We start from the raw sequence: 15,570 nt of genomic DNA, 5'->3' as shown, positions 1-15,570 counted from the left end.
GCTTATCTTTAAGCACTGCAAAAATACAAATAAATTAACTTACATGACACAAAAGGCTTACGGTCAGTTTCATCCAGCTATACAGTTCCTGCTTTTTTTGGTGGTAACCTGTATTGCAATATTTGTAGGATCGTTAGTTGGGGCGGGTATTATATGGGGCGTTTATGGTATTTCGACGCTGACTAAAATATTCGAGATGAATATCACCACGCCTGAAGCCGTACAAGCCTTATGGATCTTACAGATTGTAAGCACAACAATACCCATCGGGATTATTCCGATATTTTTTGGCTGGGTGGTGATGAAAGAGCCTGACGATTATCTGAAGATAAATACCAATTTCCCGTGGTTGTTGCTGTTGATCATATTTTTTACCATGCTGCTGTCCATGCCAATTGTTGAGGTACTGAGCAATATTAACCAGCACTTATCGCTGCCACCATCATTAAAAGGTATTGAGCAATGGATGCGCGATTCTGAAAAGTCTGCCGAAAAGGCTACAGCAGCATTGCTGAAAATGAATAATCTCTTTGATTTGTTTAAGGCCATATTGCTGGTTGCGGCCTTAACGGCTGTAGTTGAAGAGTTGATGTTTCGCGGCGCTTTGCAAACCATATTTTATCGGTGGACACGTAATCCGCATGCTGCTATTTGGATCACTGCGGCCTTGTTCAGTGCTTTTCACATGGAGTTTTTTGGCTTTTTGCCGCGGTTAATGCTGGGCGTTTTCTTTGGCTATTTTGTTTACTGGAGCGGCAGTATCTGGACATCTGTTTGGGCGCATTTTTTAAATAACGGAACAGCCGTAGTTGTTACCTACTTATATCAGCATAAAGCAATAAAAGTTAACCCTGATGATCAGCATGTATTTAATTACAGCGGATATGTATTTAGCATTATAATTACTTTAATTTTGCTGTATAGTTATAAATTACTTTCACAAAGGGTGCAAAGACAAGACTGATGGAAAAGAACTGGGTTAAAATTTTCACTTCCACTAATTTTTTTCAATCTGAAATGGTTAAGCAGATGCTTATTGAAAACCATATCGACGCCGTTGTGCTTAACAAGCAGGATTCATCACACCGCAATTTCGGTAATATAGAGGTCTATATTCACCAGGAAGATTTTAGCGCGGCTGTCGAAATCATGATCCTGAACCAGATTAACATATGAAAACACGCGCCATTACGGGCTTCTTTTTTGTTATCGTAATGCTTGGCTCTGTATTGGCCGGGCGGTATGTATTCAGCATCTTCTTTCTATTACTTTCGGTTCTTTGCCTGCAAGAGTTTTACAAACTGGCTGGACAGGGCGGCATAAAGCCTAATGTAGGGGTAGGCCTTGTTAACGGTATCCTTGTTTTTGCGGCAGCAGCGGCTACATTTTATTTTAAAGATAACACACTTAGCCATAAACTGCTTTTGCTGATTGTTTTATCGCTGAGTACCATTTTAATAGCCGAGCTTTACAGGCATACTACCGCACCCTTCACTAACATAGGTTTTACCTTTTTAGGGATCATCTTCGTCATTGTGCCTTTTTGCTTTTATCATGCTTTAGGCTTTGTAAATGGTGCTTTTAATTTTCATTTTCCACTTGGCTTTTTGTTAATGCTTTGGGCTAATGATACCGGCGCCTATTTAAGCGGCAGGTTTTTTGGCCGCACTAAATTATTTGAACGCCATTCACCCAAGAAAACCTGGGAAGGGTTTTTTGGAGGTGTGCTGATTGCCGCTCTGGTTGGATACATACTTAGTATTTACTATCCTGAGCTGCAATGGAAGCAATGGATATCTGTAGCTATTATTATCGGTTGCGTGGGCACCTTGGGCGACCTGATTGAATCTATGTTTAAACGCAGCCTTAACATAAAAGACAGCGGCGGCATTTTGCCTGGTCACGGTGGTTTGCTTGATCGTTTTGACGGACTGCTGCTTGCAGCCCCTATTGTTTATACTTATCTGTACTTCGTTACAAATTAGTAGCTTTGTAAAAATTCATTATTATAATGACCATTCATAAGGAAGGATATACCTCTATTGCGCTTTGCATCCTGTTTATTTTTGTGCTTAACGCAGTTATTCAGTTTTATTTGCCACAGGCCCATGCATTAAAATGGGTAGTTTACATCTTATCGGCATTGCTGTTTCTGATTATTTTGCAGTTTTTCCGCAGCCCAAGCTTTGCAATCAGTACAGACGAAGCTACTGTGCTATGCCCGGCTGATGGTAAAATAGTGGTTATTGAAGAAACAGAAGAAAGCGAAGTATTAAAAGATAAACGCATCCAGATATCGGTATTTATGTCGCCTATTAATGTGCATGTAAACCGTAACCCGATAAGCGGAGTGGTTAAATATTTCAAATATCATCCCGGTAAATATCTGGTAGCATGGCATCCCAAATCATCAACCGAAAACGAACGTACCACTATTATGATAGAAAACACAGCGGGTACACCGGTGCTTTTCCGTCAGATTGCAGGTGCAATGGCACGTCGTATTGTATGGTATGTTAAAGAAGGTGATGTAGTGGAACAGGGCGGCCAATTTGGCTTTATTAAATTTGGATCGAGAGTAGATATTTTTTTACCTTTAGGTTCAAAGATAAATGTTGCTCTGGGCGAGGTAGTTAAGGGCGGCCGTACCGTACTTGCCGAATTACCCGCTTAAACTAAATTGATTAACCTTTTATAACCAAAGAAATGAAAAAATTAAGCTTAGCATTAGTACTTGCTTTCACCGTTGCTTCTGTAAACGTATTTGCTGCCGACAAAACTGATAAAGACAAAGGCATGAAATGTGCTCCAGGTAAATCTTGCTGCAAAAAAATGACCAAGGCTTCTGCCGCTGAAAAAGCAAAATGTAAAGAAATGTGCGATAAAGCTAAAAAAGCTGCATAAGCATTTAAAGCTATATAGAAACGCCTCTTGTTATTGCAAGGGGCGTTTTGTTTTATAAAATTTTACGGGTTAGACTTAGTTACTTTTTCTTGATAAAAAGCGACCAAAAATCAAGACGAAAAAAAGCTTCTCCCCGCTCTGCCATTTTTACGCTTTTAAGTAACGCTGCGCGCCAAAAGCTAAAATGACATTCACGCCAATGCTTGGCCCGCGTTTTTCGTTATGCCCCTCGCTAAACTATATTAGTTTTTAAACAGATGAACAGAACGTAACGGTATTAATGTCGCATCAGCGCAGACGGAAACTCTGTAAGTTCTAAAGCAAAACCATTCAAAGGCTGCGGTGCCAGCGACGAGACTTTTTCTTGGTACTTCTTTTTTAGCGGTCAAAAAAGAAGTACATCCACAAACATTAATAAGCTTCGCGCTTTGCTATGAAAAGGGCTAATAGCAGTCTTGCTTAGCTAAAAGACAATCCAGATTATTGCTCCGCACCTGTATCATCCTTTTTGGTAACTGCCGATGCTAAAACGGGTTTGCCTATCACTTTGTACTGGCCTTCGCCTTTTAACACAGCTGCAAGCTGGTTTTTATCCTGCATGGTTTTAACTGCCTGTGCCAAATCACGGTCGTATTTAAAGTTAACCTCATAACGGCCTTTTTCAAAGTAATAACGAGCCACAATTTCATTTTCGAGTACCTGGCGTATCTCGTCTTTATGTTGTTGCAGGTCGTTCTTTTTGCTGGCCATCAGCTTGCTTTTCAATATGTCGTATTCAGATTGTATTTCGTTGAACTGCTTTTCTTTGGTAGCCTCAGTTTTAAGCGTATTCAGCAACCGCTCGCTGTTGGTGCTGTAAGAGTAATCTTTGCCGTTAAGATACTTCACAAAGTCATTATAGTCGTCATCACTTAAATGGAACGACAATGCATTGGGGATAGAATTATGAGTGCTACGGTATTGATTAGCATAATCAAATATTAACAGCTTACCTACCAGTGTCTGGGTGATGTTGGCAAATCGTTCTTGTTTGATCGTGATATCAGGGTACACACCGCTGCCATCATACACCGATCGGCCTGCTTTGGTTTTAAACTCGTGTAATGAAGAATCAGCCATTTTATTAACGCTGCCATCATCTTTACGGTGAGCGTAATCTAATGCCTGTATACAACGGCCTGATGGAATGTAGTATTTAGCAATGGTGATTTTCACCAGGCTATTGTAAGGCAGGGTAAAGGTTTGCTGCACCAGGCCCTTACCATAGCTGCGCTGACCTATTATAACTGCCCGGTCAAGGTCCTGCAACGATCCTGCAACAATTTCTGACGCCGATGCCGAACGCCCGTTAACCAGCACCACCAATGGAAGGTTAGGTTCAACAGGGGTGCTCATGGTACGGTAAGTAAAGTTTTTCTCTTTGATCTTCCCTTTTTGCGATACGACCTCTACATCTTTAGCTACAAACAGGTTAACGATTTTAACAGCGTCCTGTAATATACCTCCGCCATTGGAACGTAGGTCGAGAATAATCCCTTGCGGGTTATTCTTCTTTAAGGCTAATAAGGCATTGGTTACTTCTTCGGCAGAGTTTTCTAAAAACTTGTCCAACTTAATGTAGCCCATGTTGCCGCTAACCATGCCGTAATAACTTACGTTTGGTTGTTTGATCTCGTCGCGGATCAGGCTTTTTTCAATCGCTGCATTATCGCCTCGCTTAAGCAATAACTTAACGCCTGCGCCTTTGCTGCCTTTAAGCAGCAGGCTTACCTGTTCGTTGGTTTTGCCGGTGACCTCAACGTCGTTAATTTTTAGTATCTGATCACCTGCGCGGATGTCTGCCTTTTGGGCAGGGAAACCGGAAAACACATCGGATATAAATATCCTTTTATCCCTGACAAATACGGTAGCACCAATACCGCCATATTGTGTGCTCACATATTTTAATTTAAAATCTTCGATCTCCGACTCGGGTACAAACTCGGTATAAGGGTCAAGGTTATCCAACATGGCATCAACCCCGGTTTTCACCATTTTAGATGGGTTAATGTCATCCACATAATTAAGGTTTACCTCTTTATAAACCGACGCAAAAACATCAAGGTTTTTTGATATCTGGAACAGGTCGTCATTAAAACTGTATAAAGTTACAGCAACGCCAACTGCAACAGCGGTAAGCCCCAGTTTGCGGTAAACACTTTTTCTCATGGCCTTATTTAAGTTTGTTTGCGGCGGTTAGCCGCTTATTTACAGGCGGTTGTTATCGATATTTACTAACGCTTTCTTAAGCGTGAATATTACATAATCTTCTTTGCGGTTTACCAGTTGTGCAAGGCGGCTGATCAATTGATCCTCCTGCCCCTGGCTGTATTGCAGCTCATCATCGGTAAGATGATTATATTTGCGCTTCAATTTAATTTTAACACGGTTCCAGTCTTTGTCGCTTATAGTTATAGCCGCCATAATAATATTTGTATTGCTATGCAAAAATATAAAAATAGCAATTTGCAACGTTATGCTATAGATACGATTAAACTGTTACAGTTAAATTACATCAAACAGATCTAACACTAACACGAAAAACTATGAAAAAGCTATTTTTAAGTATAGCAGTACTTGTTGCACTAAGTATAACGGCCAAGGCGCAGTTTATATTGGGCGTTAAAGGCGGGGTTAACTTTTCTAAGATCAACACCGATAACTTTAAAGAATCATCTCAGGCAGGTTACCAGGCAGGTATCTTCATGCGTGCGGGTAGTGGATTATTTTTCCAGCCAGAGCTTTACCTAAGCAGCTCGGGTGGTAAATTCGAGTTTCAGAACAGTAATAATACCATTAACGAAGAGGGCCACGTGCGTTTTACCAACTTAAACGTGCCATTGCTTATCGGTCAGCGCTTCGGTACAAAAAATCTTAACGTACGGATTATGGCAGGGCCGATCTATACCGCCATCCTGGATAAGGACCGTAGTTTCTCGCAAAACGTTCAGAACGCTTACCAGGATTTTGGTAACTATACCACAAGCACGCTTGGTTTCCAGGCAGGTGCTGGCGTAGATATCGGTAGTATTACCATTGACGGGCGTTACGAAGGCGGCCTGACTAAAATCAATAAAGACTATGGCCAACGCCAGAACTTATGGGCTTTAACCGTTGGTTTTAAAGTTCTGTAAATAGAGACAAGAAACAAGAATCGAGAAACAAGAGGCCAGCTTTAAGCTGGCTTTTTTGTTGGGGTACAGTCTTGTCTCTTGGTTCTTGTTTCCTGCTTCTGTTCCTGTTATCTTCGCTTAAACTTAAAACTTTATGAAAAGGATATTGATGCAGCTTGCGCTGCTTGCAACGTTATGTTTTTCGGCAGATACGTTTGCACAATTAAAAATGCCTAATGCCAGCTCGTCGCAAACCATTACGCAAGAGTTCGGATTAGGTACCATCACTTTAACTTATTCGAGGCCTAATGTTAAAGGGCGCAAAATTTTTGGCGAAGGTACTTTACAGCCTTACGGCGAAGTATGGCGTACAGGCGCCAACCAGGCAACCGTGATAAAGTTCAGTGATGATGTGACTATCGAGGGTAACAAGATTCCTGCTGGGGAATATGGCTTATTTAGCATTCCCGGTAAAAATGAATGGACTATTATCATTAACAAAACAGCGAAACAATGGGGCGCTTATGAGTACAAGCAAGCCGACGATGTGGTGCGTTTTAAGGTTAAAAGCAGCACGATAAAGCCGCTGGTTGAAACCTTCACCATGCAGTTTGCCAATGTAAAGCCAACCAGCTGCGACCTGCAACTGATGTGGGAGCATACTGCCCTTACTGTTCATTTAACTACCGAGGTTGACAGCCGTATAATGGCAAATATTGATGAAGCCATGAAAGGCGAAAAGAAACCTTACTTTGCTGCTGCGGTATACTACTACGAGAATGGCAAGGACCTTAACAAAGCTTTAGAGTGGATGAATATCCTTGAAAAGCAAAGTCCTACCTTATATTACTACAAATTGTGGAAAGCACGTATCTTGTTAAAAATGGGAGATAAGGCCGATGCCATTGCTACAGCTAAAGAAGGTGTTGCTTTGGCTAAAGCCGATAAAAGCGACGAGTATGTACGCCTTAACGAAGCTGTGATATCACAGGCTAAATAAAATCGTAAAAAGTTTATACAAATAAAAAAGGTATGCCATTGGCATACCTTTTTTATTATAGCTTTAATTGCCAAAGGCAATTACTGATCAAGTGTAATTACTGATACCTGTTACGTACTGCAGTTTTAATATAAAGGCCGGCAGTAAGTAAACCAACAATGCCGCCTGCAATAATCCATACGATACCTTTTTCGATAATTGCACCTGTAAACAGGCCTGCTAACAAGCCAACTAAGTAATAGTATTGATCGTAGCTTTTAGCGTCTTCGTTGTGGTGTTGATGATGTGACATAACTTTATATATAGTTCGGTGGCAAAAGTAATGGTTAAAACTGTCTGTAGCAATACAATAATTATAAAAGATCAATTGTTTTTATTTTTTCGGATTGCTGAGCAGGTTTACAAATAAACGGTAGGCACCGGGTACACCTGCAGGCAGTTCCCTGAAAAACGCAAGTGATGTATATACAAACCTGCCTTTGCCATAATTAGCTGCAATTAATGATCCTTTGTTAGGTGCTTCGTTAGGGTCATGCATGCTAAGCGGTGCCTGGTATTTTGCATCTGTATTAGTTACAAAATATAGTCCGCGCTCCTGTATCCAGCCGTCAAAATCCTTAGCTGTGATTTTATTCGGGTAGTTGAGTAATGCACTTTGCGGATCATCAAAAGTAACAGCGGCATTTTCATCGGTAACGCGTTGGTTAACTACCATAAACGGATATGGCCCGGGTGCTACCAATATTCCTGCATTGTTATTATATTGTACAACCAGGTTGCCGCCATTCTTTACATAGTCCATTAATTTGGGCTGTTCGTAAACCAGTCGGTTGTTAACATTATAAGCACGTACGCCTGTAATAATGGCATCGTATTTTGACAGGTCATCATTCATGATCTCAGCATCTGTAAGCTGGTGCACTTCATAACCTACTTGCTGCAAGGCTTCGGGTACCAGGTCGCCCGCACCCATAATATAGCCGATTTTTTTGCCTGCCGTTTTCAGGTCGAGATTTACCAGTTTGGCTTTAGCCTGCGGGAACAACGTAATGGTTGGGATATGCTCATAATATAATTGCAGCAGTCCATTATCAAATGTTTGCCCGTTGGTTGTAACTATGGCCTGCAATGCATTGGTTCCTGGTGTGGCATCAGCCGGTGATACGGTAAAATTAGCAACCCATTCATCACCTTCATTTTTATCGCTAAAGCTGATACTGGCTGGGCTGATATTCCAACCGGATATTGGCTTTAAGCTAACTGTACCGCTTGCTTTGGTAAACGCCTTTAACTTTAACTGAACCGTTTGCGGTTGTTTAGTGCTAAAAATATAATCCTGGTTGATGATATTCGCTGTAACAGCCGGGGCAATAATCAAAGGCTGGTATATTTCCCCCCGTGCCGGATCAGCATACTTATATTCTACAGGAGTGGTGTAGCTAATAGGTTTTCCGGCTATTATAAATGAAACGGTAACAGACGGTAGAATATTCCATGGAAGTGTCTTCTGCGCTACGTTACCAGTCGAATCCAGGTAGCCTGTGTTATACATAGCTGCACCATGTGGATACTTTAACCAATATGGCTGTGTAAGCTCAGCTGCTTTAAAGGTACTGTTTACAGATTTTAAGATGTTCTGTGCAAGGGTCTCTTTGTTATCAGCATTGGTGGCATCGCCATTGTAGGATACACTTGTTAAAGCAACCGGTGCATCGGTGCGTACAATGATTTGGGTGCTGATACTCACATTTTCACCTTTGGCATAAACCGGCTTTGCACTATAGCTCTCGAACCATAGTCCGGCACATGCCGCAATCAGGTTTTTCATTTCGTTGGCTTTTTGCGCACGCCAGTAACTGTCAGGTATCTTTTCAATTGATCCAAGTAATTTAACCAGAGCAGGGACAGAACGCTGTGGATTAGCGGCATCAAAATTTTTGTAGATCACAGTTAATCCGGCTTCGATATCTGCACCGCCGCTTACCCGGCGCCAGGTCGTATTGATACCATCCATCAGGTCGTTTTGCGGGGCGTCACCTAAAATGGTCTTAAAATACTCGAAGGCCTGTCCACGCTGGCGTGAAGAACCAAAACCTTGTGTTTTATGGCTTGACCGGCTTTCGGCCGCAATCTCTCCATAACTTTTACCTAAAAAGGTATTGTAACCACCAACATCCAGCTTAAACTGGCTTTCGCTGGTTGTGTTCATGCTGCCAAAGTTAAAAGTATTCCAAAGCAGGCGTTTTGCCTGCCAGGGCTTTACATATTTTAACTGCTCGGGGAAACGGGTTGGGTCTGCTGCAGCCTTAAAAGCTTCCTGCGCTAAAATAGCTGATGAGGTATGGTGCCCATGCCCGCCCTCGCCTGTAGTAGGGAAGCGGCAGATAATAATATCAGGACGAAAGTTGCGGATCACCCATACTACATCGCTCAATACTTTTTCCCTGTCCCATAGTTTAAGGGTTTCATCAGGCCCTTTAGAAAACCCGAAGTCATTAGCGCGGCTAAAAAACTGTTCTGCACCGTCTATACGGCGGGCTGCTAATAATTCCTGTGTGCGGATGGCTCCCAAAAGTTCCCCCTGTTCGGTACCGATGAGGTTTTGCCCACCATCGCCCCGGGTAAGGGACATGTATCCTGTGCGGTAATGTTTCTCTTGTGCCAGGTAACCAAGCAGTCTTGTATTCTCATCATCCGGGTGAGCGGCTACGTAAAGTACGCTGCCTAAAACACCTAATTTTTTGAAATCCTGCTCAATTGCCGAAGTGTTTGACACTACTGCGCTTTGGGCAAAACCGTATTGAATGCTAAGTATTAAGGCAAACAGGTAGAGTATATGTTTCATTTAATATTGTTAAATATTACGGCGTATAAATTTTATTGCAATAAAGAAAAACAAATCCTTTTACAAAAAGTATAATTTAAAATTAATCGTTTGATTAAAAATAAACGTGCTATCCCTATTAGTTTACACATCTCAGACAAATCTGTGTTTACTTAATCAATCGTTTGATTAATTTTGCATCGGATTTAAGACATGGAGAAAGAAAAGACAGATAAAAAGGATCACATTTTAGATGTAGCCGAAAAGGTTTTCTCTGAAGTGGGATACGATGGCGCTTCAACCCGGATGATTTCGGGCGAGGCCGGGGTTAATATGGCCATGCTGAATTATTATTTCGGTTCTAAAGAAGGTTTGTTTCTGGCCATATTCGAGCGTCGCATTTCAATGTTCAGGGATATGCTAAGAGATATTGGAAACACTTCTGGCTTATCACCCTGGGGAAAGATTGAAAAGTATATAGAAACTTATGTAGACCGGATCTTTAATAATACCTGTTTTCAGCGCATGCTGTACCAGGAAATAAGCATGAGCCGCAAAGGGGACCTGCCAGATAAGATCAACCAGATATTGACACAAAATGTAAGCGAGTTTAATAAGCTGATAAAAGAGGGTGTGGATACAGGCGATTTTAAACCGGATACTGATATAGAAATGATTACAGCAACCATCTTCGGCATTAAAAATTACCTGATGAACACGCCTTACGTATCAAGCAAAATGTTTGGTTATGATATACAAAACGAGGAATCATTAAAAATATTTAAACCAAGACTGAAAGCATATCTGATAAATTTATTAAAACCTTACTTATTAAAGTAAAAATGACCACACGAATAAATAACATCATCAACCTTAAAACAAAAGTAGTAAGCCGGTACGGTTTATTACTGGTGGCAATTTTGTTGCTGCCGTTTGCAACGGCCCTGGCGCAAGACAGGACCCTTACCTTAAACGAAGCATTAAAGCTTGGTTTGGCAAACAGTAAAACATTAAAGCTTTCGCAGGCTAAAATTGATGAAGCTGTTTCTCAATACAACCAGGCGAAAGACCGTGCATTGCCAACCGGCAGCGCAAGCTTTGCTTACAGCCGTGCAGAAATCCCGGCAAACAAGCTAAATTTTGGTGATCAAACCATCGGGTTGCCTAAAAGCGCTAATGCCAATATCGGCATGATTAACTTAGCAGAGCCAATTTTTGCAGGTGGTAAGTTGAAATATGCCCGCGAATCTACAGACCTGTTAATTAAGGTCTCCAAATTAGATGCCGCCCGCGACAGCGACGAGATTGCTTATGCCATTATCAACGAGTACTATAACCTTTACAAAGTGCTGCAAAGCAAAAAGGTGGTAGCGCAAAACCTGGCTGCAGAAGATGCTCAGATCCGCCAATCTCAACGCTTTTTTGAACAGGGTTTGGTTACCAAAAATGACGTTTTGCGTTTTCAATTACAGCGCTCAAATATCGAATTAAATGGTATTGATCTGGAAAACAACCGTAAGGTAATTAACTATAACCTTAACGTATTGCTGGGTTTGCCTGAAAATACACAGTTAAATATTGACCAGTTGAACACACCTACTGCGGATAATATTGCTCCGTTTCAAAATTATCTTGACTCGGCTTATACAAACCGCCAGGAGTTTAAACAATTTGATCTGCGTACCCGTGTAGCTGACCTTAATTTTAAAGACATCAGAGCTAACAAGCTACCGACATTATCGGCAAGTGCAGCGGCTTATTATGTTGATATTGCGGCTAACCCTTTTCCAACTAATGGCAATTACATTACGCCGCTTACTTTAGGTTTATCACTGTCATGGAACTTCGGTACGCTTTGGACTAATAAAAACAAAGAGGCTCAAGCCAAGATACAACGTGAGCAGGTGGTTATTAATAAAGGCATAGAAACCGATAATATTAAAAACGAAGTTAACCGCGATTATCAGTCATATGTATCTGCTGTAAGCAAAATTAACCTGCTGCAAACTTCTATTGCCCAGGCAACAGAAAACAACAGATTGCAGGAATCGAGGTATCAAAATGCTACCGGTACAGTTACCGACCGCGTAGATGCACAAAGCTTATTATACCAGGCGCAAATTAACCTGGAACTTGCTAAAGCCGATGCAGGTTTAGCATACTACACTTTACTTAAATCAACCGGAACACTCAACAAATAAAAAATTTACTCAAATAAAATGGCACAGGAACAAGAAATACAAGAAAACGTAAAAAAGAAACCAAATAAGGTTATACCTATTATTTTGGGTGTCGTCCTGATCGTTGGTATTATTTTCGGTATAAAAGAATACATCTATTACAGCAAGCACGTTGATACTGACGATGCGCAGATTGATGGCGACATCAGCCCTGTAGTAGCACGTGTAGGTGGTTATGTGGACAGCATTATGTTCGAAGATAACCAACACGTTAACAAAGGCCAGCCACTGGTTATAATTGACGACCGCGATTATAAAGTTAAATTAGAGCAGGCTTTGGCTGCACAAAAAGGCGCTGGCGCAAGCATTGGCGTAGGCCAGTCTCAGATTTTCCAAACTGCGGCAAGTTCTGCCAGTGCAAGGGCACAGGTAGTATCTGCACAGGCCCGTCTGGAAAAAACACAGAAAGACTATGCACGTTATGCTAACCTGGTAAAAGACGGATCAATTACCCAACAGCAATTTGACCAGTCAAAATCTGATCTGCAAGTTGCACAGGCAAATCTGCAAGCCGCACGCGATCAGTACAAAGCTGCACAAGAGCAGGTGGGTGCCAGCCGTAACCAGTTAAAGGTGACCAACACCGGTGTTGACCAACGCCAGGCAGATGTTGATTTTGCTAAACTGCAACTATCATACACGCATATTGCAGCGCCTGCAAGCGGTATAACCTCTAAAAAGAGCATACAGATTGGCCAGTTAGTACAAGCAGGCCAAACACTTTTCTCTATTGTAAACGATAACAGCATATATGTTACCGCTAACTTTAAAGAAACACAATTAACAGATATTAAAAACGGACAGAAAGTGGATATTGAAGTTGACGCTTACCCTGATATGAAAATAGAGGGGACTGTATATAACTTCTCACCTGCAACAGGTGCCAAATTCTCTTTACTGCCACCAGATAACGCTACCGGTAACTTTGTGAAGGTAGTACAACGTGTTCCGGTTAAAATTAAAATAAACGCTGATAAAGGTGTTTTAGAAAAATTGCGTCCGGGCATGAGTGTAAATGTTTCTGTGATTACTAAAGACTAATTACAATGGCTGAAACCGGCTTTAAAAAATGGATCATTACAATCACTGTGATCACAGCTTCGCTTCTGGAGCTGATTGATACCACGATTGTAAACGTAGCGCTGCCCCACATACAGGGTAACTTAGGCGCCACCCTTACGGATGTGGCCTGGGTTGTTACCGGTTATGCGGTGGCCAACGTTATCGTATTGCCCATGTCGGGCTGGCTGGGGAGCCGCTTTGGGCGTAAACAGTATTTTCTTGCATCAATAGTTGTATTTACAGTAGTATCATTCTTGTGCGGTAACGCACATAACATGAATGAGCTGATCCTCTTCCGTGTATTGCAGGGTTTTGCCGGTGGTGGTTTGATCTCGACAGCACAAGCTATCCTGATAGAAACATGGCCGCGTGAACAGATAGGTACCGCTACGGCTTTATTTGGCTTAGGTGCTGTTGTTGGTCCTACTGTAGGGCCAACCATTGGCGGCTGGATTGTTGAAAATTACTCGTGGCCCTGGATATTTTACGTGAATATACCGGTAGGCGCATTGGCAGCATTTTTTACTTATACATTTGTTAGGGAAACGCCGAAGGATACCAGTAAGCCGGTTGACTGGTGGGGTATCGTTTTACTGGCCATTGCAGTAGGTAGTTTGCAAACCATACTTGAAAAAGGTGAAGATGAAGATTGGTTCTCTAAACCATATATCCTTGTACTTACCATTGCCGCAGGTTTAGGCTTCCTCCTGTTCCTCTGGCGCGAACTCAGTACCGATCACCCGGTAGTAAACTTCAGCATTATGCGGCACCGAAGTTTTTCGGTCGGTATGTTTACATCATTTATACTGGGCTTTGGTTTGTATGGGTCAGTGTTTGTGTTCCCTGTGTTTTGCCAGAACCTGTTGGGCTTTAATGCCCAGCAAACGGGCGAACTGCTGTTTCCCGGTGGTTTGTGTACCATTGTCATGATGCCTTTTATAGGTAAAATGCTTAACAAAGGTATACCTGCACAATTTATGGCCACTGTTGGTATGTTCCTGTTCTTTGTATTTACCAATATGTTAAGCCACTCTACGTTGGCAACCGGACAAAGCGATGTGCTGATTCCGTTGCTGATACGTGGTGTGGGTATGGCCTTATTGTTTGTGCCTTTGACCACATTGGCCATGGCAGATCTGAAAGGTGCAGAAGTGGGCCAGGGATCTGGCTTAAATAACATGATGCGCCAGTTGGGTGGTTCTTTTGGTATTGCGGTTTTAACAACTATTATACATACACGCCAGGGACTGCACCGTAATAACCTGCTGGTAAATATTAATCAGTACAATCCTGTATTTACAGAACGCTTTAATGGTTATGTGCATGCCTTTATGGCAAAGGGCGCTTCTATGTTAGATGCCACTACAATGGCTTATAAGGCAATGGAAGGTACAATTGTACGTCAGTCTTTATTGCTTACTTATGATGATGCTTACTGGCTGTCAGGGCTGGTGATGCTCTTCTCCATACCTTTACTTTACTTGCAGCCATTTAAGAAATTGAAGGCTGTTGCTGATGCGCATTAAAGCAACTCCATAATATATATAAAGGAAAAGCCGGTTAGGTGGTATCTAACCGGCTTTCCAAAAAAAATACAATTAAAAAATAATAGTCTCCCCCCGAACTCACTTGACTAGTATTATGGATACCGAAGGTTGCTTAATCTTACTTATAAAAGTAAACAAAAAAATCTGCAGGTTATAAATTTTTATTAACAAATAATTAAAAACAAAAACCCGTTTAAAAGCGCTTTTAAACGGGTTTTTGTTTGTCGGTGCTAACAAATGTTAATAAACTATTTTGCCGGTAGCTGTAACAAGCGATGCTATGCGTACGGCATCAAAAATGCGCTCTTCTGTGGTGCCTAACTTAATCAGGGAGTCTTCGTGTGCATTAACACACATTTCGCAGCCGTTAACTGCCGATACGGCAAGGCTCATCAATTCAAAAAACTCTTTACCTGTTACAGGCTTCATCATTAGTTGCATGCGTATCCTGGCCGGTATCTGTGTATACTTCTCCTTTTGGGTAAAGTGCCTGAAACGGTAAAACACATTGTTTGATGCCAGTAATGATGCACAGCCTACCGCTTCTGCAATTTCTGCCGCTGTAGCGCCCTGCTCTTCCGAAAATTTAGTGTAAAATGCAGTAAGCGGCTTGTTATTGTTGTTTACAGCAATAGATAAGCCCAGCAAACCGCATTCTTTAGCGCTAAGGTGTTCTGACGTTAATGTACTTGTAAAGTTAAGCTTAAGGTCGCGTACATAGCGTGATTCGCCTTTTTCTAATAGCGCTATACTATCGGTACGGTAATTTTTATCAAGGCCGGTAGCCTCTAATAGTTCTTCAATAATATCTGTGGTTTCGCTCATGTTACTGTGGTTTAAA

16 protein-coding genes are annotated in these 15,570 nt (G+C 41.7%); 11 read left to right on the top strand and 5 right to left on the bottom strand.

Annotated elements, in window-relative coordinates; genetic code table 11:
• Nucleotides 1-43: 43 nt before the first annotated feature.
• Genes PQ461_RS20460 through PQ461_RS20440 form a run of 5 tightly spaced genes read left to right on the top strand, consistent with a single transcriptional unit; the run spans nucleotide 44 to nucleotide 2,904 of the window.
• Entirely contained in the window at nucleotides 44-964 is a 921-nt protein-coding gene (locus tag PQ461_RS20460) for a CPBP family intramembrane glutamic endopeptidase (protein ID WP_274207425.1), read from the top strand.
• Nucleotides 964-1,176 (top strand): putative signal transducing protein, encoded by a 213-nt coding sequence (locus tag PQ461_RS20455; RefSeq protein WP_274207424.1) that lies wholly within the window; start codon nucleotides 964-966, stop codon nucleotides 1,174-1,176. The genes PQ461_RS20460 and PQ461_RS20455 overlap by 1 nt, the downstream gene beginning before the upstream one ends.
• Complete coding sequence (locus PQ461_RS20450; protein WP_274207423.1) at nucleotides 1,173-1,985, top strand: phosphatidate cytidylyltransferase; 813 nt, start codon at nucleotides 1,173-1,175, stop codon at nucleotides 1,983-1,985. The genes PQ461_RS20455 and PQ461_RS20450 overlap by 4 nt, the downstream gene beginning before the upstream one ends.
• Before the next feature lie 26 nt (nucleotides 1,986-2,011).
• Entirely contained in the window at nucleotides 2,012-2,674 is a 663-nt protein-coding gene (locus PQ461_RS20445; RefSeq protein WP_274207422.1) for a phosphatidylserine decarboxylase family protein, read from the top strand.
• A 32-nt stretch (nucleotides 2,675-2,706) separates the two neighbouring features.
• A complete protein-coding gene (locus PQ461_RS20440; RefSeq protein WP_274207421.1) occupies nucleotides 2,707-2,904 on the top strand; it encodes a hypothetical protein in 198 nt (65 codons plus the stop codon).
• Between the two features lie 480 nt (nucleotides 2,905-3,384).
• Here the strand turns inward: PQ461_RS20440 and PQ461_RS20435 are convergent, their stop codons facing one another.
• Both PQ461_RS20435 and PQ461_RS20430 read right to left on the bottom strand, forming a co-directional pair.
• Nucleotides 3,385-5,112, bottom strand: a complete 1,728-nt coding sequence (locus PQ461_RS20435) for a S41 family peptidase (protein WP_274207420.1) — start codon at nucleotides 5,110-5,112, stop codon at nucleotides 3,385-3,387.
• Nucleotides 5,113-5,151: 39 nt separating this feature from the next.
• Nucleotides 5,152-5,367, bottom strand: a complete 216-nt coding sequence (locus tag PQ461_RS20430) for a CsbD family protein (RefSeq protein ID WP_274207419.1) — start codon at nucleotides 5,365-5,367, stop codon at nucleotides 5,152-5,154.
• A gap of 122 nt (nucleotides 5,368-5,489) precedes the next feature.
• On the opposite strand from PQ461_RS20430, the gene PQ461_RS20425 reads away from it, so the two are divergent.
• Nucleotides 5,490-6,077, top strand: a complete 588-nt coding sequence (locus tag PQ461_RS20425; RefSeq protein ID WP_274207418.1) for a porin family protein — start codon at nucleotides 5,490-5,492, stop codon at nucleotides 6,075-6,077.
• 133 nt (nucleotides 6,078-6,210) lie between these two features.
• Nucleotides 6,211-7,056 carry a DUF2911 domain-containing protein gene (locus PQ461_RS20420; protein WP_274207417.1) on the top strand — a complete coding sequence of 282 codons (846 nt, stop codon included), beginning with the start codon at nucleotides 6,211-6,213 and terminating at the stop codon, nucleotides 7,054-7,056.
• A 97-nt stretch (nucleotides 7,057-7,153) separates the two neighbouring features.
• On the opposite strand, the gene PQ461_RS20415 is transcribed toward PQ461_RS20420, so the two are convergent.
• A complete protein-coding gene (locus PQ461_RS20415) occupies nucleotides 7,154-7,348 on the bottom strand; it encodes a hypothetical protein (RefSeq protein ID WP_274207416.1) in 195 nt (64 codons plus the stop codon).
• Nucleotides 7,349-7,429: 81 nt separating this feature from the next.
• Nucleotides 7,430-9,901 carry a PIG-L family deacetylase gene (locus tag PQ461_RS20410; RefSeq protein ID WP_274207415.1) on the bottom strand — a complete coding sequence of 824 codons (2,472 nt, stop codon included), beginning with the start codon at nucleotides 9,899-9,901 and terminating at the stop codon, nucleotides 7,430-7,432.
• A 192-nt stretch (nucleotides 9,902-10,093) separates the two neighbouring features.
• Between PQ461_RS20410 and PQ461_RS20405 the strand changes: the two genes are divergently transcribed.
• Genes PQ461_RS20405 through PQ461_RS20390 form a run of 4 tightly spaced genes read left to right on the top strand, consistent with a single transcriptional unit; the run spans nucleotide 10,094 to nucleotide 14,708 of the window.
• A complete protein-coding gene (locus tag PQ461_RS20405) occupies nucleotides 10,094-10,720 on the top strand; it encodes a TetR/AcrR family transcriptional regulator (protein ID WP_274207414.1) in 627 nt (208 codons plus the stop codon).
• Nucleotides 10,721-10,722: 2 nt separating this feature from the next.
• Nucleotides 10,723-12,081, top strand: a complete 1,359-nt coding sequence (locus PQ461_RS20400; RefSeq protein ID WP_274207413.1) for a TolC family protein — start codon at nucleotides 10,723-10,725, stop codon at nucleotides 12,079-12,081.
• Nucleotides 12,082-12,099: 18 nt separating this feature from the next.
• On the top strand, nucleotides 12,100-13,161 hold the full coding sequence (locus PQ461_RS20395; RefSeq protein ID WP_274207412.1) for an HlyD family secretion protein: 1,062 nt from the start codon (nucleotides 12,100-12,102) through the stop codon (nucleotides 13,159-13,161).
• 5 nt (nucleotides 13,162-13,166) lie between these two features.
• Nucleotides 13,167-14,708, top strand: a complete 1,542-nt coding sequence (locus PQ461_RS20390; RefSeq protein WP_274207411.1) for a DHA2 family efflux MFS transporter permease subunit — start codon at nucleotides 13,167-13,169, stop codon at nucleotides 14,706-14,708.
• 261 nt (nucleotides 14,709-14,969) lie between these two features.
• Here the strand turns inward: PQ461_RS20390 and PQ461_RS20385 are convergent, their stop codons facing one another.
• On the bottom strand, nucleotides 14,970-15,554 hold the full coding sequence (locus PQ461_RS20385; protein WP_274207410.1) for a carboxymuconolactone decarboxylase family protein: 585 nt from the start codon (nucleotides 15,552-15,554) through the stop codon (nucleotides 14,970-14,972).
• Nucleotides 15,555-15,570: the final 16 nt, after the last annotated feature.

Source organism: Mucilaginibacter sp. KACC 22063 (assembly GCF_028736115.1).
GTDB lineage: Bacteria > Bacteroidota > Bacteroidia > Sphingobacteriales > Sphingobacteriaceae > Mucilaginibacter.
This window is presented reverse-complemented; position numbering and strand designations above follow the sequence as displayed.